This is a genomic window from Anaeromicropila herbilytica (genome assembly GCF_016591975.1).
Lineage (GTDB): Bacteria > Bacillota > Clostridia > Lachnospirales > Lachnospiraceae > Anaeromicropila > Anaeromicropila herbilytica.
Genome location: NZ_AP024169.1, coordinates 433875 through 454343, shown reverse-complemented (window position 1 = coordinate 454343; position 20469 = coordinate 433875). Strand labels below are relative to the sequence as shown.

The window sequence follows — 20469 nt, the reverse complement described above, 5'->3', positions numbered from 1 at the left end:
TTATTGTACCCCCTCTGTAAGCTTTATAAAGTAATCTTCTAACGATTCTGATTTCATATTTAATCCTTCAATTGCAATATGATTATCTGCTAATACCCTAGAAAGTTCCTGAGATGAAACCTTAGTATCATAAATTCGAATATAATGCTCTTCCATAATCCTGAAATTATGTAAATTTATTTTCTCCTCCATCGTATAAGCTGCCTGTTTGACATTCGGAGTTGTAAGTTCGATATATTCTAATCCCATATCAGATATTTCTTTCATGGATATCTCTTTTAACATTTTACCATGATGTATCACACCTATTGTATGCGCGATACTTTCGATTTCGGACAGTAAATGACTAGAAATGAGAATAGTAATTCCATACTCTTCACATAACATCGTTAGTAAATCACGAATTTGTTTCATTCCTGCTGGGTCCAGTCCATTCGTAGGCTCATCCAATATTAACAATTCTGGTTTTGTCAGAATAGCTCTCGCAATTCCTAATCGTTGTTTCATACCTAATGAAAAATCCTTTACCTTCTTATCCGATGCATTCGATAAATGTAACATATCTAATGCTTGTTCTACACAGTTTGGACTATAATACCCCATATATTCACAATGGAGCTTCATATTTTCCTTTGCACTAAGATTCTCATAAAATGTTGGGAATTCTATAATACTTCCCATTCTTTTTAATACCGCATACGAATCTGGCATTAATTTTTGCCCAAATAAAATAATTTCACCTGATGTAGGTTTCCAAAGATTCGTTAGCATTTTCATGGTAGTCGTTTTACCTGCTCCATTTGGTCCTAGAAAACCATAGATCTGCCCCTTCGGAATATGCATATTTACTTCTGATACTATATCTTTTCCTTTAACCTTTTTTGTAAGTTTATTTGTAGTTAAAATATTTTGCATACATTTCTCTCCTTTTGTTTGTTCATTCATAAGTTTAGCAAACAAAATTTTCAAAACTCTTGAATAAATCTTACAAATTTCTTTCTTACCCAAAATAGACGATACTTTCGGCCAGACTACGCTAAAATTAATATTTATACATCAATATACACAATTTAGACTGAGATAGACTTATGACACCTTAACCATAATTTTAATATTTGATACGACTAAGTTCCAAGGAAAACGCTGTTCTGATATACGGTTCACTCTCTAGAGAAATAGTTACACCTAACTTCTCTGCGAGTTCTTTTGCAATGGTTAGTCCAAGTCCATTGCCTTGTACCTCCTTATTTCTCGAGTCATCCATTGTATATAAGCGTTCAAAAACATGCTCTTTTTGTACTTTTCTAATTCCTTTTCCCTTATCAATGATATCAATTGTAATCTTAGTTTCATTATCATGTATATATAACCCTAGATATTTTCCATCACTTCCATAACGAAGGGCATTTGTAATTAGATTAAGTAGAATACGTTTCAAAGCTTCCTGATTAGAATATACATATAGTTTTTTATTAGGGATCTGAATATCTACCTGAATATCTTTTTCCGTTAGAATTTCATAAAAATCTAGGATAATCTCTTTACAGAATTCATTGATATCAATTCTACTCATCGTAAAATCTATATCTCCTGCTTCTATCTTAGCTAATGTAAAAAATTCATTAATTAGGTTCATGACCTCATTTGCCTTCTTTTCTACCTTTCCAAGCATGTCCATTTGACACCTGTTATCTAACCTCATAATCTCCAGATACCCTAATATGACAGTCATTGGTGTTTTGATATCGTGTGAGACATTGGACAACATTCGTTTTGACCTAAGTTCCGATTTTCGAAAATCTGTCCTTGCTTTCTGACGACTTTCTAGTGCACAATTTATCTGCTCAATCAATGAGGAGATTTTATTATCACTTGTAAATAGCATGACTTTCTCATCTGTTTCGTCTGTTAGGATGCGATTAAGTTCCAATGAAATTGTATGAATTTGCTTTTGCATCTTTCTTCTCTCATAAAGCAAAGAGATTATTATTAATAGTAATACTATCAAACAAATGGTTGCTATGTATATCAACATGTTATTGCTCCTTTGGACCTCCAAGTTTATATCCAATTCCCCATACGGTCAGTATATATTCTGGTTCTCTTGGGTTATCCTCAATCTTATTTCTTAGTCGACTGATATGTACATTTACTGCATTCTCATCACCAAGATAGTCTTCTTTCCATATCCTTGAATATAATTGAGCTTTGGTAAATACTTTCTTAGGATTCTCCATAAATAATCTAAGAATTGCATATTCTTTCGAGGTCAGTTCTACCTTCTTCTCGTTTTTGGTAACAACATAGGTTTCATGATTGATTGTCACATTTCCTACTGAAAGAATTTTCTCTTCCTCTTTCATAGGAACTGGTATATACTGAGTTGTTCTTCTGATATTTGCCTTAATTCTTGCCAGCACTTCTGTAACAGAAAATGGCTTTGTGATATAATCATCTGCTCCAAGGCCAAGCCCTAATGATTTATCAGAATCCGTATCTTTTGCTGACATAATTATAATGGGAACAATGCTTTGAAGTCTTATTTTCTTCATTAACTCCATTCCATTTATTTTAGGAATCATGATATCTAATAGTACCAAATCAAAATGTTCTTTTAAAAAGGCATCTAATGCTTCTTTCCCATCATAAGCAGCAACAATTTCATATCCTTCTGTTATCAGATAATCTTTTAACATATTACTAATTTCAACATCATCTTCTACTAATAATATTCGCATTCTTTTTTCCTTATCATAGTTAATTTATAATAGAAACGCCAAACTCTGAGCTATTCTTATTTGAGTCTCACATAGTTTAATATGTAATCTTCTAATATTCTGTCTGTTCATTCCAACATTTCTCAAATTCTGATACTATGATAGCATATCTAATAAAGTAAATAAACCAACTCTATCAAATTAATTGTACACATGCATCAATACTTTATACTCAATAATTATATGCTAAAGTAAATTTGTATCTTATTCCGACGCAATAAAAATCCCTTGAAGATCAAGGGATTTATAATAACACCAATAAAAAGCTATTCTTTACTTTCTCTGTCATACTCATTCAAGAATATAGCATTTCTCATCTTCCATAATAATTGCTTGATTATTAGTCAGATTGATATGTTCACATTGATTCATGTCTAAGTCCCCGGCTACACTACCTTCCATACAGTGTACGCTTAATGTACAAGGTAGAAAACCAAGATTATCTTCAAATCCCTTCGCACAGATATAGCTTCCTGCACTTACTCCAATATAGATTCCACCTTGATCTATAAACCTCTTCAACACACTTACAAAATTAGCTTCATACATTTTGTCAAGAAGATACCTGCTATCCCCTCCACAAACATAAACAGCATCATATGTAACCATTTCCTCATATTTCATTTCCAAGTCAAGATCATAGGTCTTTATATTCTCGGGTAGTATTCCTGCATTTAGTAAATCCTCCATGCACATAGGTAGTACCGCTTTGGCATCATCATAAATAGCTGCGGTTGGTATCCACAATGCCTTTATTTTATTGGATGGCTTATCAACAATATCAAGAAATTTATGTTCAATTAATTTATTTTCAAATCCTGCTGATGTTAAAATTATTTTTTTCATCATGCACCTCCATAGAATAATAGAATGTTATATTTTACTTTATTTCATTATAAATAATCTATTGGTTAACATCTACCATCTCATAAGTTCATTTTCGCAACCTACAAGTGCATCATTTAATCCATATATCTTATATTTACATTTAAATACAAAAGAGGTATTATAAGCATATATAGCATTACATTTTTTTCCATGTTTAAACTTAACTTTGCATAACTACTATAAGCTTGACCACGAAGGAGATGGATACGTAATATGAAACGAATTATTGCATTATTTACAATCTTAACATTATTATTGGTTGGATGTAAAAATAATACCAACTCTATTCCAACCAAAGGAAAGAATGCCGACAATCAACAAACTAAAACAGATACATCAAAAACGAGCGAGGATGAAGCACCAGGAGCAAATATAACTGCAGATGCTAGTAGTAGAAAACCACCAGTAGCTAATTATCCAGACCTAAAAAAGACTCTAACATCACTGAAAGATGCACCTAAATGGGGGGATGTTCTTGAATTAACACAATGTGATTTATCTTCAATCGATTTAACAAATGAATTTGATGCATTAAGTAATATCGATTATACTTCTGTAACAAAATGGCCTGATAAGCTGCCAAAAGGGTTCGATCCCAAAGCAATTATGGAATCTGGGAAAAATCCAGGCCTTGGAATAAGAAGTCTCCACCAAAAAGGAATCACAGGAAAAGGGGTAAATATTGCTATATTAGATTATACCTTGCTATTAGAGCATGAAGAGTATAGCAAACAGCTAAAGTATTATGGGGAAGTTAATTGTGATGATATGGCATCCATGCATGGTCCATTAGTTGCTTCACTCAGTGTAGGAAAATCATGCGGAGTTGCTCCAGATGCTGGACTTTATTTTGTAGCATCCAACAATGTTACTACTGTAGATAACAAAAGAGTGATAGATTATACCGATTTTACTAATTCCATTTATAAAATAATTAAAGTGAATGAAAGCCTTCCAAAAGATCAAAAAATCAGAGCATTATCCATATCCGCTAGTTGGTGCCCAGAATTAAAAGGATATAACGAATTGATAAAAGCTATAGAAAAGGCAAAAGATGCAGGAATCTTCGTAATATCCTGTAATCTCTTTGAAACATATGGATTTTGGACATACGGCATCGGTAAGGACTCCTATTCTGATCCAGATTCTACTAATTCTTATAAGCCTTACGAGTGGAGTACTTGGATGGACATGGTTGCACACATTGATGGCTTTGGTTCTTATTATGAACAATCCTTAGCAACGAATTTTAAAGGTAAAATGCTTCTAGTTCCAATTGGATCACGTACCACTGCTTACCCTACCAGTAAGAGTGATTATGGTTTTTCCTCAGTCGGCGGCTGGAGCACAATGGAACCTTATCTAGCTGGTTTATATGCTTTGGCATGTCAGGTTAAACCAGACATAACACCTGAACTATTTTGGCAGACAGCTCTAGATACTGGTGAATCAAAAGATATTATTAATGGGGATAAGAAATACCCTGGCAGTATGCTAAATCCTGAAAAACTAATTGAAAAATTGCAGGAGTAGACTTAAAAACACACATTCCAATACTTAAGGAATGTGTGTTTTTATATTTTAGTCCAATATAACATAGCATTAATTGCCTTTGATAACTCAGTCTATACATCAACATGATAATAAAAATTTTAATTTATACCAAAAAAATTTATAAAGGACTACCCTAATATTAGGTTATCAACTCATTAAGAGAATGAATAACACTATACCCTTTTCCTATACTCATTATCTTCTGTGATATATAATATTTTTCATCTCTACACAATAAAATTGCGTGAATACCAAGTCTCTTAGCTCCTAAACAATTATTTAGATTATCGTCAATAAAAATAGCCCTGTCCGGCATAACATTTAACTCATTTAAAGCTGTTAAATACATTTTCTCATTCGGTTTTGTTACACCAATTTGTGATGAGATTATAAAGGATGAAAAATATGAGTATAGTCCTGCATTGATAAAAACATCCGTTAATGAAGGCCATGCATCAGAAACAACCGCTAGTTTATATTTATTGTGAAGAAGTGGGATCACCTTCTTAGCATCATCAAAGAAGGTGTATTTTTCCGCATTATAAACTAAATCATTTGCTAACTCAGTTATATTTTCTTCAAGTAATTGTAACTCGGGTAACTCATTAGAAATAATCTGATAAAACCTTAGTTATCTTATATCCACTTATGTAGAAATCCTTAATATATTCTGTATATTCAGCTCCAAGACATCGATACCCACCACATATCATAATAGCATCATCAGCTACCAGTTCTTTAAATGCTGCAACATCTCTCTTGCTTGCTGCTTTCCACATATCATATTCTTTTGTAAATATAAGTTCTTCCCTATTTTTATCGATCATTAATAATCCTCCTTTAAATAACTGTTTTGTGTTATATGATTCCATCATCTATCACCTTATTTATAGGTATGTTCTGCAAAACAAGCGATTTCAACGAAACCATTTCTTTCATATAGTCTTTTTGCTCCAGCATTTGATTTTGCAACTCGAAGCCTTATGTGAGTAGTAGACTTATTTTCAGTCATATTTCTAATGCAATGTGCTAATATATAACTTCCATAACCTTTATTTTGGTATGTTGGTTTTACTACAATATCTGTAATGTAGTTTTGCTGATATATGTATGCACCTACTAATTCATCTTTTAACCAAAATGAACAGACTTGCTTTAGTTCATTCAAACTACTGAGTTCTTCAAGAAATTGTTCTTCCATATTAGCATGACTTGTGGTTGTCCAACCATTATCTATATTCAGCTTATAATAAGCACTATCAAATAAATGAACCATTTCCTTTAACATACCATCTTTAAAATCCTTAATTATAAGATTACACTCTTCTAATTCTGGTAATGCTTTTCTCCCCCTATATTCAAGGTGGTATCCCTCCATATCAGATACAAAACCTAATTTTCTTACTAAATTAATGATTCTTGAATTATTTCCAAACACATTAAAACATAATTCTTTTGTAATCTTTTTTGATAAGTATTCCTTAGTTTTATCTCTAATAATTTCTAGAACATCCTCTAGGTTAGCATCGTTAAGAAAAGAAGCGTAGAAAATACAACAATCTTCGTTATCTACTATTATGAAAACTCCTTTATTATGTAATGTGTTTATTGAGTATAACACTTCAACTTTTTGATATGATTGATATACGTAATCCTTCGCATGAGGGGATATGTATTCAATTAACTTTAGTATTTCTTCTTGTGACATTTGTGGCATTATATCAATCCTCCATTCAAACTCTTAATTGAATATCAAGTCCAATATCTTTTAACAATTCATTCAAATTACACTTCATTCTATGCGTACCTTTACCTGCACGATACTTATAAAACCAATCAAGATACTTAATCGAAAGAAAGGTGTGGTATAATTTTTCAAATGTATCAAATCTACCTTTATCGTAAGCTGTTATATAAGAATCTAAAAATACTTTCCGATTCTCCAATTGTTTTACCTTAGAACATACGAAAGGATAAGTTAAATAGGCAACATCCGCCATCCACGGAAGTGCCATGGAATCATCCCAGTCAATTAAAGTAATCTCACCCTCGTTATATATAACATTTCTCATGGACAGATCTCCATGACAAAAGACTGGCTTTAGGTCACTATATTCCTTGAAGCGCTCACAAAGCCCATGTATCAGCTCTGTAATCTCTGGCTTAGTAAAGACATGATGTTCTAGCAAACCATCCGTATTACACTGCATCATCATTTCTTCCATGAATTCATGAAACGTATGATAGATTGGGTGCCCACCATTAATATATCCAAACTTTGAAAATGTTATATTATGTACCTTTGAAACCTGCTTAGCTAGCAAATCGTAAAGATATCTCTCCAATTCGCTTGTGAATATATTAGTTGGTATTAGGGGAATCCCATCCTTAGACAATACTGGAACACCACTTATTCTTTCTTCAATAATATATCCATTTTCAAACTTACTGCCTTCGCGATCATATGCTTTTATCTTTGCACACGGAATATTATTTTTTTGAAGTAGTTGATTTATATAAGGTATTTTATCATTTTCAGGCCAATTTCTGTATAAATAGAACTTTACAATATACTCATTGCCATCTGATTTCACAACAAAAGCAGAATTATTGTTTGTCTTTATTTGTTTGCATATAATAACGTTATCCCCCAAAATTGGTTTAGCCAAATCAATTATATCTTCATTGGTAATCAGCATTCTTTCTCCTCCAACCTAATAACTCTTATCGCATAGCCTCCAACTGATACAACCTATAATCATTTTCTCAATCTACTTTAAATTCCTGAGTCGTTGGCTTATTATTCCATACTTCTCCATCCGAACGGTAGTATTTTCTCTCAATCGTACCATCTGTTTTCGTATAATCTATAACAAATACTTGTCCTTTTTCTATTAACATCGGATAATTGTCGTAAGGCAGAGTATCCTGTAATAATACTTTATCTTTAAAATCATCATATGCATTCTCCAACCGCCAATATTCCCTATATGTATAATCTTTAGCAAAGCTTGATATATCTTCTTTTCCAAAATACCCTGCCTTATAGTCTTTTCCATTAACCTTGATTGTATCCAATCTATAAGGTTCAATATCTTTCACCCAGATAGACAAATCTTTTGTGTGGATGATGTTACCATAATTCTTCTTTAACTGATTTGCCATGCATGGTATTGTATTCGTAAAATCCATCGCCTCTAATCCAGTGTGAGCAGAACCATATATACCCATAATTCTTTTATCTTTTAACTTATCATATTCTCGTATAAAGTTCTTAACCATCATCTTTTCACGGTAAACATCATCTGATTTTCCATAATAAGTTTTACCTTGCTCAATTACTTCCTGTGTTAACTTATATTGTTCAGAGTCCTCTAAGTTATTCCTTCTAAGATATTGCAAAAATCGCTCTCCTGTAGTCGAGTATTGATGCCCTACATCTGTTCCATGAAAAACTGTTTCTGGACACTGTTCTTTTATCTTCTCATAGAATTCTTTGCATTCTGGTATATATTCCGAAGTACCATTCCAATCATCATATACTTTATCAAATATCTCATTCGTCTCTGATTTCATCCATATATTTAGATACTCTGCTGTATAATATGGAAGTTCAATAAATAAATGTCTCATTCCTTTGTTATGATAATAATCGTTCCACAATTCCAGTTCTTTATCTAGGATTTTACCTACACCATGTGCTTCCCCATACAGATATATCTCTTTCGAGCTCTTTGATGGAGTTCTTTGCTTATTTCTTATGCTATTGAAACTAACTAGTAGTACTAATATCGTGATTATTGCAATAGCAACTACTGAATAAATCCTTTTATGTTTCATTCCCTATCCCCTTTCCTATGTTATTTGCAAAATTGATAATCATATATAACCATATCAAAGCACATCTCAATAAGTCCTTTGTTATAAGGTAAAAATAGATCATGATCAATTAAGTTAAGAATTTCTTCTTTTGTGGCCCATTTAACTTCTTTGACCTCATCTGAACTTAATATTAAGTTATCTAATTTAATATCATCTTGAATCTTATAAAAGTCATAAAATGCATTCTGAATATTCAATGTAAAGAAAGGTCGTTTATTTTCTGTGACAAAATCTTTAACATATCCTATCTCTTCATACAACTCTCGCATAGCTGCTTGTTGGCTTGTTTCTCCACAAATCGCACAACCTCCAACTGATATATCCCATAACCCAGCCCAGGATTTTTTGTGTAGTTGTCGTTGTTGAATTAACATCTCACCTTTACTGTTAAATATACAAATCTCTACTCCCAAGAAATATTCACCAGTAGAAAGGGTTCCCCTTTCTTTAACTTTTGTTGTTTTCTGTCGGTTCATATCATATACATCCCATAATTCAGCCATATACTTTCCTTTCTAATGATCTTCTACAGTGTAATTAAACTTAAGCATTACACTTTTTTATTTCATTATCTCTAATATGGATAATTATACAATGGGTTTCCAACATTATCCACACAAAAAATATATTATAGTTCTTCTCTCCAACGTACGCTATCAAAAGATTGTATAGATACGAGTTGGATATAAATTAATTCGCAAACTATTATTACATTAAAAAATAGAGATACTACCCTTATTAAGGATTAATATCTCTATCTTTCTAAAATACAATATTGTTAATAATAACTTTACCAATGCCCCCATTATCTACTTGAACATATCAGACTACTTTTATATAAACTATGCAGTAATAATTTCATTATACGAGTAGCTATTTTTATAAACGTATTCAGGCGCAACATCAAGCTCACCATTGTTCCAAATAACAACGCCATATTCAACCTTCACACTATTATAAACATTAACATTTTCTAAAACTTTGAATACAGGCATATTAAGAAGAATGGTGGCGTCGAATAATCTTTTTTCACCAGAAGTAAAAGTAACAATCATCATCATATTATCAAGTGCTTTTACGGATTGGACTTTAATATCACTTGAAGACTGATTAGCATATACGATTCCATTAATAGTATACATACAATTTCCTCCTATCGTAATGGTTCAATTTTGTCAAAATGCTCACCCTTCACAGCAAGATTCCATGCTCGATAAGCTTCTTCTTCATGAAGCGCACCGGCCAACATTTCACATCTATTCCTATTGATGCCTCATATTCTCCATAATATACATGAACATGTGGTTTATTATGCTGTGCAGTATTATTAAAAAGCAGTTTTATAACCATTCCCTCAAATCTACTTAGTTCAGGCATGTAATCAATCTTTTCGTAATTTGTTATATTTATATTTTATTATATTCTAGGGAGAATGGGATAACAATGAAAATTTACTTGTGGAATAGGAACTCTCTTAACCTCTATATTTTCTATAATAATTCGTAGTTTGTACAATATCAAATCCAAGGCTTTGGTATAAATTTAGTGCCCTAATATTCCACTCTATTGCACTTATAGAAATACAGTTACTCCCATATCCGATAGCCTTATTAATGGCAGATTGCAATAATATCTTTCCATACCCTTTCCCTTGGTAGGATGGATGTACAAATATATCATCAATACAGCCATTTTTATAAACAGCTGCTGATGCAATCAGCTGTTCGTCATCTAGTAGCAAGAATAGGTTTTCTTTATTATCCAGGAACTCTTTTCTTTTTTCTTCGCTCAACTCACAACATAAATATGGTTGAAAATCATTTGTCTTTCTAAGTTCATAAAAGCTCATCCTTAAGCCTTCTGCGTATTGTTCAAAATATTTATCTTCATATTGTACAAACTTTAGGTTAGATTGGGGTTGCTCTGAACCATGATAATATAGAATAACCTCTACGTACCACTTTTCATAAGCTAATTTTTCATAGAAAGATGTTGCATCATCTTTGTCTACCTTAAGTCTTGTGCTTATGAATTCGAGATTGATGTCCTCTACGTTCTTCATTATTTCATGATATAACTGAGTTCCAATTCCTTTGTGCCTTGCACCTGGTATTACATAAGTATATATATCTGCTTTATTCTTACCCCATAATCGAAAGCTACTAAATCCTATGATTCCTTCTTTGTCATCTTCAAATACAATTATTTTATTACTATGATTAGTAATAAAATTAATATCTTCTACGTTAATTATCATATCTTGTTTAACAATTTTCACTATTTGTTTTTTATCGTTATTAGTAAATTCTCTTATCATTTTCTTTTTCCTTTTCAATCAATTAGATTATCTTTACTTTATTTTTAAACCTATAATATCTTCTCCATCAAAAGTATATACGTGCTTTAATTCGTTATTATCTCTATTGTAATAATATAAACTATATGGTGACCAAAGATTTACATTAAACTCAACAACAACATAATACTCATTATTATTTTAACTCCATTTACTAGAATATCCAATTACTTCTTAGTTTTCTTAATGGCGTCTATGAAGGCAGTTGGATTAATTATATTACTTCCATCATTTGCTTTAGTACAAGTGTCCAAGAGAGTCTTAATGATCTGGTCATTGTCTAAATGTGGGTTAACTTGCCATCCCAAAGCCAATACTCCAGTAGCATAAGGTATCCCCCAACTCAAGCCACCCTGTCCAGTATATTGATAGGATGGGGAACCTTCATTGTATTCTTCCGCAACTGTTCTATAGGAACATGGAACGCCTATATGTGAAGATGGAATTACATTTGGTGATGAAGGGAATCCGCCTTTGCACATTGATACATCATCAGGATTCTCTGGATCATAAAATGCTGGATAAATGATACCCGTTTTTTCATTTTCTCTGCAATCTAAAACTAGTATTCCTTCCTTTTGAGCCTTAAGAACAGCTTCATCCCACATTTTCTTATTTTTTGTAAATGGAGAACCTTCCCCAGAAGGAGCCGCTGAAACTGATACAACTCGAATTTTTTCACCCTTAGGTAATTCCTTATTTTCTTTAATAATCCAATTAAGACCTTTTGCATAAAACTTACTATCACCTTTCCATGATGGCGCAGCTGCAAAATAAACTTTTGAGTCTGGTGCAACACCAATAGAATTTCCAACTAAAATACTTGTTACAGCAGGAGCATGCATTGAACCGCTATTAGCATCCTGATCACAACCAGTATCATAATATTGAACTATTTTACCATCGAATTCAGGATGGTGAAGTAAAAGATTCTGATCAATAATTGCAACATTAATACCTTTACCTGTAATACCTTCTTCATGTAACTTTTTTATGCCAAGCCCAGGATTTTTACCCCTATCCATAATTTTCTTTTGTAGTTCTTCACTGCCCTTTAGAATAGTACCTTCATTAAAAGTATAAGTAAGAATATCCTCTTTATTATATTCATTCTCTTCGAATTTTTTTTCTTTAGAGTCAATAGATCTAATATCATCATATGGCTTAACTGATTTGTTGCAAGCAGTCTGGAATATCAGTATTAAAGCAACAATTAGCATAATTATTTTTTTCTTTTTTCTCTTCATTTTTGATTTCCCCTTTTATAATATTTATCATAAAACTATAAATTCTTTACTCCTTTTATTTTTGTAATGTAATAATTTCATCACTTATTACATACTCCCTCTTCTAATTAATATATAGAATTACCTATTTCCACCATCTCCAAGGTAATCTTCTTTAATTCCTCCACTGACTTTGCTATTGTATTGCTTGAAACAGAATTTTGAATAATATGTATTAATCGTTCATAACAATTAACTGGTTTATTTTTAAAGTCTTTTATGTATTGCTCACTTCTTTTTCTACTTGGAAAATAGGTGGCATTTACTGCAAAGAGTGCCTGCAATAAATGGTCTAATGAATTTTCTAGCACGCTGTGGTAAAACATTACCTCTTTTCGTAATATGACTCTTCCTAAATCCTCATCATTTATTACATTTGAAATATGGTAATCAAACAGTTTCTTGAACAACTCGGTAGGGTACTTCTTAACTTTTTCTATTTGTCTCGACCATTCATCCTTACTTTCGTATAATATGTTTATATTTTCAACACTGGATAATCTTCCGGTTGGATAGAATCCACCATCTCTGTCTAGATAATCACCATTTAAGACTTTGTCTAAATACTGCTCCATTTCTTCAATTGTAAAATACATAAACATGACATCAATTCCATCAATAATTAAGATGTCTCCATAGCCCCATATTCCTCCATTGCACACATTCATCATACATTCTGAATAATCATTTGCATAATTAGTATAGATACTTTTTCTTTCATTCTCTGTTGGAATCGTAGAACATAATACAAACATATCAATATCGCTATTACCTGGTATCAGGTCAGCATTCATATCACCCGTTTGACCAATTCCTTTAATCTTATCAATTCCTGACAGATCACTTACCAACTTATCTTTTATATGTATAACATTCATTTTTTATTACCTCCAATTTGAAAGAGTTAAATATTCAGTTTCTAAATCTCTAAGAAATCAATGTCTAACCCTGACTTTTTCTCAAAATAGTGTTTTAATTCTATGTGTTTATTCCATTTACTTAACGGATAACATCCATATCTTTGCTTTACATCGTTCATTCTGACTTCTATTTTTACTGGTCCCTCTGGTAGAGCTATACTATCACATAATTGGATCAATGTATCATAATCATCATATTCATACCTTTCTATCAAGTCGCATATTTCCTTCAAATCGATATCAGAGACATCCATATTGCCAATACAAGTATTAATATCCTTTATTGCGAAAGAATGTGTGATACATATTCTAGCGGCTTCATCATATCCAAATGCCATTAAATAACGATATCCATCAATAACATGAGCTAGGTTCGTTACACCTTCCCTTCGACCAATATCATGTAAGAGTCCAATGATATATGCCTTTTCTTCGTCCATATCCTCACATTGTTTACTAATAGCATATGCACATTTTGCTACAACAATGGAATGATTCTTCCAAGGTCCAGGATTTCTTTCATATGCCTCATTTAATAAGATGAATGCTTTCTCCCTATCTGGTAACATAATTTCCTCCCTTTATAAGACTGCAGACTTTACCTAAATTTAATTAATTATTCTCTCTTAAATGTAGTAATTCAGACAAAATAAAATTAGCATCTTCCTCAAGATAGCTATTTGATAAGAATATCATAACTGTCTTTGCCTTCATATCAATTGCTAACGCGGTGTTAAAACAGCCTGTCCCTCCATTGTGAAAGTAAAGATTGTAATCCTCAAGATTCATCCAGAAATATCCTATCTTCAACACTGGTTGCTTATCTTTAGGACTATATTGTTTTATTGGTGTTAATGCAAGTCTTACAGCAGAATCTTCTTGTTGTAATATAATCTGTCCGTATTTCAGCAAATCTTCTGGCGTTGATATAATGGAACCTGCAGGGGCAAGTGCACAGGATTCGGGCCATTTCCAATTACTACAAGTTCGACCTTCTCTACCTATCCCAGGCAAACCAATATCATCCGTCGAATATACTACAGTCTCGCTCATACCGTATCGGTTCAGTACATCATATGCAAGTTCTTTATAACTTTTTCCATGGATTCGTTCAAGAATTAGGCCTATAGTAGCACAACCAATATTGGAGTATTCAGGACGGTATGTTATATTTTCTAAAATAAGTCCATTGATTTGCTGTATAAGTTTCTCTCTCGTTATATTTATATAACAATTAACTTCCTCTAACTCATACTCATCAAATGATGATTCATCATCTGCTGGAAACCCTGATGTATGTGTAAGAAGATGTTCAATGGTCGGCCAATACTTATCATTATCCAATTCTGGAATCCACTTATTCAATCGATCTGTTGTTAATGCTTTACCACTTAATACAGCTTCGCTCATAAGGATTCCTGTAATGGTCTTTGTGATTGAACCTATTTCATATTTATGCGATCTATATTCCTCTTCACCTTCACTCCCCCACAGCTTAAGTTCATACTTAGAAACATGCATAATACCACATGTTACACATACGCTTTTTTTGCCTGCAGTTATTCTCTTAATATGTTCTGTTAAATCTTCAGTAAAAAAAGACTGTTCCCCTCTTTCATCACTCATTTTGTTCCTCCATTTTCTCCTTACACTTGGTTAAATTTAAAATCTATATTTAATGCATTAAGCAAATAATAACTCTTCCATATTAATCCAGTCAAGTAGAACTGTCTTATCTTCATTTTTCTATAAGTCGTAACTATATTAAAAGCAAAAAGATAGCCTTTACCCTTTATTCATAATTGATGCAAGTAAACAATTATCTTTTATACAGTCAATCAAACTATCTGATGAAAGGTTTATTGCTTGATCTGATAATAAAGCCCACAAGTTAACAGCTTGTGGGCTTTATATATGGAAAGTATTAAGACTTCTAAATTGTCACACTAGCTCCCATCTGTCGCCTTTGGCGACATATAAATCAAGGGTGTGAAATGTTTTTTATTTCACACTATCGTCCATGCCTGCGACTTGCTCGCAGGCCTAAATTCAATGCGTGAAAATGTTTATATACACTACCCTAGTGAGTTAAAACCACCAAAAGCATTACATATCATTAAGTGTTCTTGCTCCTTTGTTGTATCCATGGACTTCACAATAACAAAGATATTTCAGCTTTTCTATCTTAAAATACGAATCCGCTAATATCTTCGGCCAAGATCTAATCTCATTAATCATTATATTCTTGGTTCCTTCTGGTAGCTTATCCCAAGATACTAAGGAAGGATGGATTTTATTCTGCTCATCAATAGCGCTTCCATATGTCCACCCCTTTTCTTTCATATCAAGTGACCAACGTTTTTGCTCATACTTTGCTAAAATATATAATTCTCTTTCTGAAAATTCTATAACCTCTGGCTTTTCTTTGACAGATATCACATCATAATCAATTTTGTGCAATGCGTAAGGTATATGCTGTGCTTTATCTCGTATTTCATTTTTGTTATCTTCGTCCAGATCCTCCCAAAGTCGAAAACAAGATAAGCTTAATTGGCTTTCCTTAGGATTCAATTCTTTGAGATTGTTATGAAGATCCTCTGAAATCTTATCTATTTTTTCACTATAAAATGTATCCTGCATTAAATGTCTTAAAAATTCCTCTTCATCTACATGAAGCTTCAACTGCTCTTTCGATGGTAAGTGAGACTGCTCCCACCTCTTGGCATTATTTAACGTGCTCATTTCCATAATAGCTTCCATCGATCTTGCTTCATGCTTGTATCTGGCAACTTTCAGTAACGCACGAATTACTCCATTATCAATTTGCGCTTCCCCTTTATCACCAATAAGATGTGGTGTCTTACGTTCCAACAACGATCGTAAAAGCATGGCTCTGCGTATGATAAATAATTGATCCCAGTGCTCATCTGTTTGATTTGGACCAAGAATATTAACATATCCCCGCAACCTACTAACGAAGTCCGGCCCTTTTGAGTTCTGAAAATCTTTTAAGAACTTTTTATATTCATTATCTTCGGTAATATCTTCGCCACAAAACTGTTTAAATGTACTGCTTGTACCACCTGCAAATACAAATATTGCTTTTCCAATAGGGTGAATAGAATCACCTTCTCGAAAAACTCCATCCTGCATAGGCGCTAAAAAGTACTTAAGCCATCCAAGTTTACCTTCGAAATAAGAATCGAACTCATCAAAAAACACAAGTGGTAATTTTCCTTCCAATGAAAGATCTCGAACCCTATGAAATGCTGCAATCAGATCCGTAACAGAATCAAATTGTGATAAATTAAGATTAATTTTTTCTATCTGTCCAGGTGATATACTAGCTGCAACCTCTGTGACACCAAAAGATTTCCCTGATCCCGGAGTTCCGAATACAGCAATACATAAAGGTCGGTTCACCTTTAAGGTTGAGATGTATTCTGCCATAAGATTTTTAATACTGCGATAACCTTCAATTTCCGTTCGGTCTACTGCTTTTAGATTACCAAACTGAGCAATAGGAATAAAACGAAGTGCCCTTTTCTCACCATACTTTACAATATCATAGGCAATATCCGAAAGCTTTGTTGTACTTTTATCTTTTATAATGTACCAACAAGCTTGACAGTTTGGATTATCTGAATTTCTTATTAATACATCTTGAATATGCTCTTTATAAATAAAATCTTTTTTTCCTTCTTGAAAAATGGCTGGGTTAGGGAATTGAGTTTCATCAACATTTTCACCAAATCCTAAAGAAAAGTATTTTTGCGCTGCAACCATTCCCTCCCGTATTCCATCATCCAGACTATTTAGAATATTAGGTTGATCTATTTCTGATACAACAGCACGAGCAAGCCCTGCTACAAAACAGGAAGTTAAGCCATACATTTTCCCTTTATACTCATTAACAAATTCACCTTCAAACCTATTAGTTAAAAAAAACAAACGGGACCGAGCTAATTCTCCAGTATTTTGATAATAGATTGCTCCCTCCAGTCCAAAAGTGATGATAAGATAACAGCATTTTGATAGCATCGTTAGAGAGGGGTTATTACTAATTTGCCAAACAAAGTCCAACGCTGTTCTTTCCCAGGATAAGCCCTTACTGATATTAACACCTTTTGAACGTAGATCGTCTCCATTAATAATTATAATTGTGTTTTGTAAATGCTTTTCTAGTAAATACATTAATAATGGGCTTGAACACTTTCCAGTGTTTGTCTTATAAATTATTACGGGTGACTTCTGAGATTTGATGGCTGCTGGCCAGTATTCTTCCTCAGAGTTAAAACCATTATTTTCATCATCAATAATAACCAAATCTGCGTCAGTATCATCTATATCAATGGAAAGCAAAAGAGGTTTGTTATGTGATGGACCTGAAAATCCTAGAAATTGATTTACTCGATACGTCTTTTTACTATTAGTATTAGCATCAACAGGAAATAACTCAAGCTCCATCATGGAATGTAGGATCTCCTTATTCAGAGAATCTATTTCCTGCATCTTGGGGGTAAGCACGGTTGCCTCTGTCGACATGATCACAAATTTTGATAATAGTAAAGCACCTCCTTGCAAGGTGATACTATGTGCATGAGAATAGTTCTGCCAGCTTAGTCCATTTATACTTTTCTGAGGAGTTCTCCATAGAAGATGATTAATACTAATATCACCTGTGACTACTATTTTTCTATTTATATTCTGCATAGTTATTTCCTACTTCCTAATTGATAATATTATTTTTAATGAATAACGTATAATTGTTGATTAGTATGTGCGTTATTTAATAAGAAATACAGTAGAATCGAAACGTAATACGGTGGTAAATATTGGTCTTTGACAATATTACTAACTAGTAATATACTAAGTCAATGAGTGAAGAAAAGTATCTTATGGTAAGTTAAGTGAATAAGGATTAAATATAAATTGTTTTATTAAATATCAGGTGTATAGAGATTATACACCTAATATTTTGGTTGTATATTACTAATTAGTAATATACAAGTTTGTATAAATATAGTTTTAAATAATGTAAATACTGAATAATAATAATATCGAAACAACAGGAAGGAATTATAGAAATGTTTAATACACTAATATCAAAATTTTTTAAGTCAAAAAATAAAAATTATAATCAAAATAGTAGCCAGGTAGTCTGTCGTTGTATGAAAGTTACTGAACAAGATCTAATTTCTGCAGTAAAAAATGGTGCAAATTCATTTGAAGAAGTACAAGCTGTTACAAAAGTTAGTACCGGATGTGGTAGATGTACTGATAGTGTAAAAATATTAGTAGATAATATTATCTTAAAGAATAAAATTGATCAAAACCAAGTTGTGTGCGGTTGCCTCAATGTTACTGTTAATGATATGGTGAATGCCATCAAAAATGGTGCAAAATCATTTGAGGAAGTTCAATCTATAACTAAAGTTGGTACAGGATGTGGACAATGTGTGGAAGCAAATAGACCTTTAGTTGCACAGTTATTAAAGAACTAAGAATCGAAATAGATTTCACTAATACCATAAAACCATATGCTTAACGATAAATTATCCCCCTTGATCCTTTTGAGGGCACTGAATAAATGCCATATTTTAGTTTCTTAATGAATATTACTGTATAATATATACGTGTTAGGATTTTGGATAAAGAAGTATAAGAGATTCTAAATGAAGAAGGAATCCTTCAAACATAATCAGAAGGATTTCTGCTTCATTAAGATTCTCTAATACTCTTTAAAACAAAATCCCAATAGTGCATTATACCCTTTCGGCAAATACTTCAACTAATTCTGAATAAAAATCATCAATCATTTTATATATATCTCTATGTTTTTCATAATACTGAAACTTATCAAGCAGCGCAGGTAAATATCGATATCCCATTTTCATATCATATTTTAAATGCTTGTTACCGTACTCTTTTTCACCTAATTTCTTAGCAAGATAAATAGCTACTGCACGTACAATATACTCATTTACACATTCATCCCAATCACCGTAACCTGATTGAAAATTAGGCTGTTTATATTGTTTCAGCCATTCATATCCTTCACTATATTTCTTTACTAGTTCAATATTTTTTTCTGTCAGCGGATTAATAATTGGATGTGCAAACTCATGAATTGTTACATTTGTAGATAAAGCCCCTCTGTAGAACTCATTTTCCTCCTCATTATCAGAAACAGTGAATAGAGACATAACACTAAACATATCTAATTTATTTCTGTTCTTAAAATGTATTCCGAAACTTCCTTTAGATAAATTAGTAAGGATGTAATGGTATGAATGTTGTTTCTTTCCGAAGAACTCTTCCATAATTAATACAAATGGGTATTTATTAATATGCTTTTGCACTGCTGCAACCTGATCACTATAGTAACTTTTTGCAATCTCAAAAAATTTCATATAATCAATCTCTTTTGAAAACTTCCGTAATAAATTTAGCAAAAGATTTATGCTTTCTTCTCCTCCACATAACTGTCTACAAAGTTGTGATATATCATAATTGTGCTTTAACAAGGGAGGCTCATCAACGGAGCACATTAATTCCATTGGTCTACCAAGGAAAAACCCTTTTAAAGTTAGATTTTCAATAAAAGAATAGATTTCTCTTTCTCTATATGGATGAAAATATTCTTTTATAGTTCTAGTATAGTTTGTTTCAATATCAGTCATCGGGTTAAATCCCATTGAATTGTGTATTAAATCACCGTGGTTACTTGTATATAAAATACTGTTCATTAATTCAATTTGAGGATTAACCTCAACAATAATATTACTCATTTTCTTACTCCCCCA

21 protein-coding genes are annotated in these 20469 nt (G+C 32.3%); 2 read left to right on the top strand and 19 right to left on the bottom strand.

Annotation, left to right across the window (positions count from 1 at the left end):
* From bsdtb5_RS01900 to bsdtb5_RS01885, 4 genes are all read right to left on the bottom strand, one after another.
* Positions 1-915, bottom strand: a complete 915-nt coding sequence (locus tag bsdtb5_RS01900; protein WP_271714363.1) for an ABC transporter ATP-binding protein — start codon at positions 913-915, stop codon at positions 1-3.
* 193 nt (positions 916-1108) lie between these two features.
* On the bottom strand, positions 1109-1957 hold the full coding sequence (locus tag bsdtb5_RS01895; RefSeq protein WP_271714362.1) for a sensor histidine kinase: 849 nt from the start codon (positions 1955-1957) through the stop codon (positions 1109-1111).
* A gap of 79 nt (positions 1958-2036) precedes the next feature.
* Positions 2037-2738 carry a response regulator transcription factor gene (locus bsdtb5_RS01890; protein ID WP_271714361.1) on the bottom strand — a complete coding sequence of 234 codons (702 nt, stop codon included), beginning with the start codon at positions 2736-2738 and terminating at the stop codon, positions 2037-2039.
* Positions 2739-3068: 330 nt separating this feature from the next.
* Complete coding sequence (locus bsdtb5_RS01885; RefSeq protein ID WP_271714360.1) at positions 3069-3623, bottom strand: Type 1 glutamine amidotransferase-like domain-containing protein; 555 nt, start codon at positions 3621-3623, stop codon at positions 3069-3071.
* A 255-nt stretch (positions 3624-3878) separates the two neighbouring features.
* On the opposite strand from bsdtb5_RS01885, the gene bsdtb5_RS01880 reads away from it, so the two are divergent.
* Complete coding sequence (locus bsdtb5_RS01880) at positions 3879-5198, top strand: S8 family peptidase (RefSeq protein ID WP_271714359.1); 1320 nt, start codon at positions 3879-3881, stop codon at positions 5196-5198.
* Between the two features lie 160 nt (positions 5199-5358).
* On the opposite strand, the gene bsdtb5_RS01875 is transcribed toward bsdtb5_RS01880, so the two are convergent.
* From bsdtb5_RS01875 to bsdtb5_RS01810, 14 genes are all read right to left on the bottom strand, one after another.
* Positions 5359-5790: an HAD-IA family hydrolase gene (locus tag bsdtb5_RS01875; RefSeq protein WP_271716034.1), complete on the bottom strand. Its 432-nt coding sequence runs from the start codon at positions 5788-5790 to the stop codon at positions 5359-5361.
* Between the two features lie 34 nt (positions 5791-5824).
* Positions 5825-6046, bottom strand: coding sequence for a hypothetical protein (locus bsdtb5_RS01870; protein WP_271714358.1), 222 nt, complete (start codon positions 6044-6046; stop codon positions 5825-5827).
* Positions 6047-6102: 56 nt separating this feature from the next.
* Positions 6103-6936, bottom strand: a complete 834-nt coding sequence (locus bsdtb5_RS01865; protein WP_271714357.1) for a GNAT family N-acetyltransferase — start codon at positions 6934-6936, stop codon at positions 6103-6105.
* A gap of 16 nt (positions 6937-6952) precedes the next feature.
* Positions 6953-7918 carry a phosphotransferase gene (locus tag bsdtb5_RS01860; RefSeq protein ID WP_271714356.1) on the bottom strand — a complete coding sequence of 322 codons (966 nt, stop codon included), beginning with the start codon at positions 7916-7918 and terminating at the stop codon, positions 6953-6955.
* Positions 7919-7985: 67 nt separating this feature from the next.
* Positions 7986-9059: a hypothetical protein gene (locus bsdtb5_RS01855; protein WP_271714355.1), complete on the bottom strand. Its 1074-nt coding sequence runs from the start codon at positions 9057-9059 to the stop codon at positions 7986-7988.
* Between the two features lie 20 nt (positions 9060-9079).
* Complete coding sequence (locus tag bsdtb5_RS01850) at positions 9080-9604, bottom strand: NUDIX hydrolase (RefSeq protein ID WP_271714354.1); 525 nt, start codon at positions 9602-9604, stop codon at positions 9080-9082.
* A 339-nt stretch (positions 9605-9943) separates the two neighbouring features.
* On the bottom strand, positions 9944-10243 hold the full coding sequence (locus bsdtb5_RS01845) for a DUF2442 domain-containing protein (protein WP_271714353.1): 300 nt from the start codon (positions 10241-10243) through the stop codon (positions 9944-9946).
* A 49-nt stretch (positions 10244-10292) separates the two neighbouring features.
* Positions 10293-10451: a DUF4160 domain-containing protein gene (locus bsdtb5_RS21860; protein WP_271716033.1), complete on the bottom strand. Its 159-nt coding sequence runs from the start codon at positions 10449-10451 to the stop codon at positions 10293-10295.
* A gap of 124 nt (positions 10452-10575) precedes the next feature.
* Positions 10576-11418 (bottom strand): GNAT family N-acetyltransferase, encoded by an 843-nt coding sequence (locus bsdtb5_RS01835; protein WP_271714352.1) that lies wholly within the window; start codon positions 11416-11418, stop codon positions 10576-10578.
* A gap of 206 nt (positions 11419-11624) precedes the next feature.
* Positions 11625-12704 carry a S8/S53 family peptidase gene (locus bsdtb5_RS01830; RefSeq protein WP_271714351.1) on the bottom strand — a complete coding sequence of 360 codons (1080 nt, stop codon included), beginning with the start codon at positions 12702-12704 and terminating at the stop codon, positions 11625-11627.
* 107 nt (positions 12705-12811) lie between these two features.
* Positions 12812-13621, bottom strand: a complete 810-nt coding sequence (locus tag bsdtb5_RS01825) for a YpoC family protein (protein WP_271714350.1) — start codon at positions 13619-13621, stop codon at positions 12812-12814.
* 41 nt (positions 13622-13662) lie between these two features.
* Positions 13663-14232, bottom strand: a complete 570-nt coding sequence (locus bsdtb5_RS01820) for an HD domain-containing protein (protein WP_271714349.1) — start codon at positions 14230-14232, stop codon at positions 13663-13665.
* A gap of 43 nt (positions 14233-14275) precedes the next feature.
* The gene (locus bsdtb5_RS01815; RefSeq protein ID WP_271714348.1) at positions 14276-15289 is read right to left on the bottom strand and encodes a serine hydrolase domain-containing protein; all 1014 of its coding nucleotides are present in this window, start codon (positions 15287-15289) and stop codon (positions 14276-14278) included.
* Positions 15290-15769: 480 nt separating this feature from the next.
* Complete coding sequence (locus tag bsdtb5_RS01810) at positions 15770-18376, bottom strand: RyR domain-containing protein (RefSeq protein ID WP_271714347.1); 2607 nt, start codon at positions 18374-18376, stop codon at positions 15770-15772.
* Positions 18377-18750: 374 nt separating this feature from the next.
* Between bsdtb5_RS01810 and bsdtb5_RS01805 the strand changes: the two genes are divergently transcribed.
* Positions 18751-19167, top strand: coding sequence for a (2Fe-2S)-binding protein (locus bsdtb5_RS01805; protein WP_271714346.1), 417 nt, complete (start codon positions 18751-18753; stop codon positions 19165-19167).
* 261 nt (positions 19168-19428) lie between these two features.
* Here bsdtb5_RS01805 and bsdtb5_RS01800 read toward each other — a convergent pair whose 3' ends face one another.
* Positions 19429-20454 carry a DUF4932 domain-containing protein gene (locus tag bsdtb5_RS01800; RefSeq protein ID WP_271714345.1) on the bottom strand — a complete coding sequence of 342 codons (1026 nt, stop codon included), beginning with the start codon at positions 20452-20454 and terminating at the stop codon, positions 19429-19431.
* Between the last annotated feature and the right edge of the window lie 15 nt (positions 20455-20469).

Coding starts and splice junctions, on each gene's coding strand:
- bsdtb5_RS01900 (WP_271714363.1), bottom strand. CDS start 915: ATGCAAAATATTTTAACTACAAATAAACTTACAAAAAAGGTTAAAGGA.
- bsdtb5_RS01895 (WP_271714362.1), bottom strand. CDS start 1,957: ATGCAAAAGCAAATTCATACAATTTCATTGGAACTTAATCGCATCCTA.
- bsdtb5_RS01890 (WP_271714361.1), bottom strand. CDS start 2,738: ATGCGAATATTATTAGTAGAAGATGATGTTGAAATTAGTAATATGTTA.
- bsdtb5_RS01885 (WP_271714360.1), bottom strand. CDS start 3,623: ATGAAAAAAATAATTTTAACATCAGCAGGATTTGAAAATAAATTAATT.
- bsdtb5_RS01880 (WP_271714359.1), top strand. CDS start 3,879: ATGAAACGAATTATTGCATTATTTACAATCTTAACATTATTATTGGTT.
- bsdtb5_RS01870 (WP_271714358.1), bottom strand. CDS start 6,046: ATGATCGATAAAAATAGGGAAGAACTTATATTTACAAAAGAATATGAT.
- bsdtb5_RS01865 (WP_271714357.1), bottom strand. CDS start 6,936: ATGCCACAAATGTCACAAGAAGAAATACTAAAGTTAATTGAATACATA.
- bsdtb5_RS01860 (WP_271714356.1), bottom strand. CDS start 7,918: ATGCTGATTACCAATGAAGATATAATTGATTTGGCTAAACCAATTTTG.
- bsdtb5_RS01855 (WP_271714355.1), bottom strand. CDS start 9,059: ATGAAACATAAAAGGATTTATTCAGTAGTTGCTATTGCAATAATCACG.
- bsdtb5_RS01850 (WP_271714354.1), bottom strand. CDS start 9,604: ATGGCTGAATTATGGGATGTATATGATATGAACCGACAGAAAACAACA.
- bsdtb5_RS01845 (WP_271714353.1), bottom strand. CDS start 10,243: ATGTATACTATTAATGGAATCGTATATGCTAATCAGTCTTCAAGTGAT.
- bsdtb5_RS21860 (WP_271716033.1), bottom strand. CDS start 10,451: ATGGTTATAAAACTGCTTTTTAATAATACTGCACAGCATAATAAACCA.
- bsdtb5_RS01835 (WP_271714352.1), bottom strand. CDS start 11,418: ATGATAAGAGAATTTACTAATAACGATAAAAAACAAATAGTGAAAATT.
- bsdtb5_RS01830 (WP_271714351.1), bottom strand. CDS start 12,704: ATGAAGAGAAAAAAGAAAAAAATAATTATGCTAATTGTTGCTTTAATA.
- bsdtb5_RS01825 (WP_271714350.1), bottom strand. CDS start 13,621: ATGAATGTTATACATATAAAAGATAAGTTGGTAAGTGATCTGTCAGGA.
- bsdtb5_RS01820 (WP_271714349.1), bottom strand. CDS start 14,232: ATGTTACCAGATAGGGAGAAAGCATTCATCTTATTAAATGAGGCATAT.
- bsdtb5_RS01815 (WP_271714348.1), bottom strand. CDS start 15,289: ATGAGTGATGAAAGAGGGGAACAGTCTTTTTTTACTGAAGATTTAACA.
- bsdtb5_RS01810 (WP_271714347.1), bottom strand. CDS start 18,376: ATGCAGAATATAAATAGAAAAATAGTAGTCACAGGTGATATTAGTATT.
- bsdtb5_RS01805 (WP_271714346.1), top strand. CDS start 18,751: ATGTTTAATACACTAATATCAAAATTTTTTAAGTCAAAAAATAAAAAT.
- bsdtb5_RS01800 (WP_271714345.1), bottom strand. CDS start 20,454: ATGAGTAATATTATTGTTGAGGTTAATCCTCAAATTGAATTAATGAAC.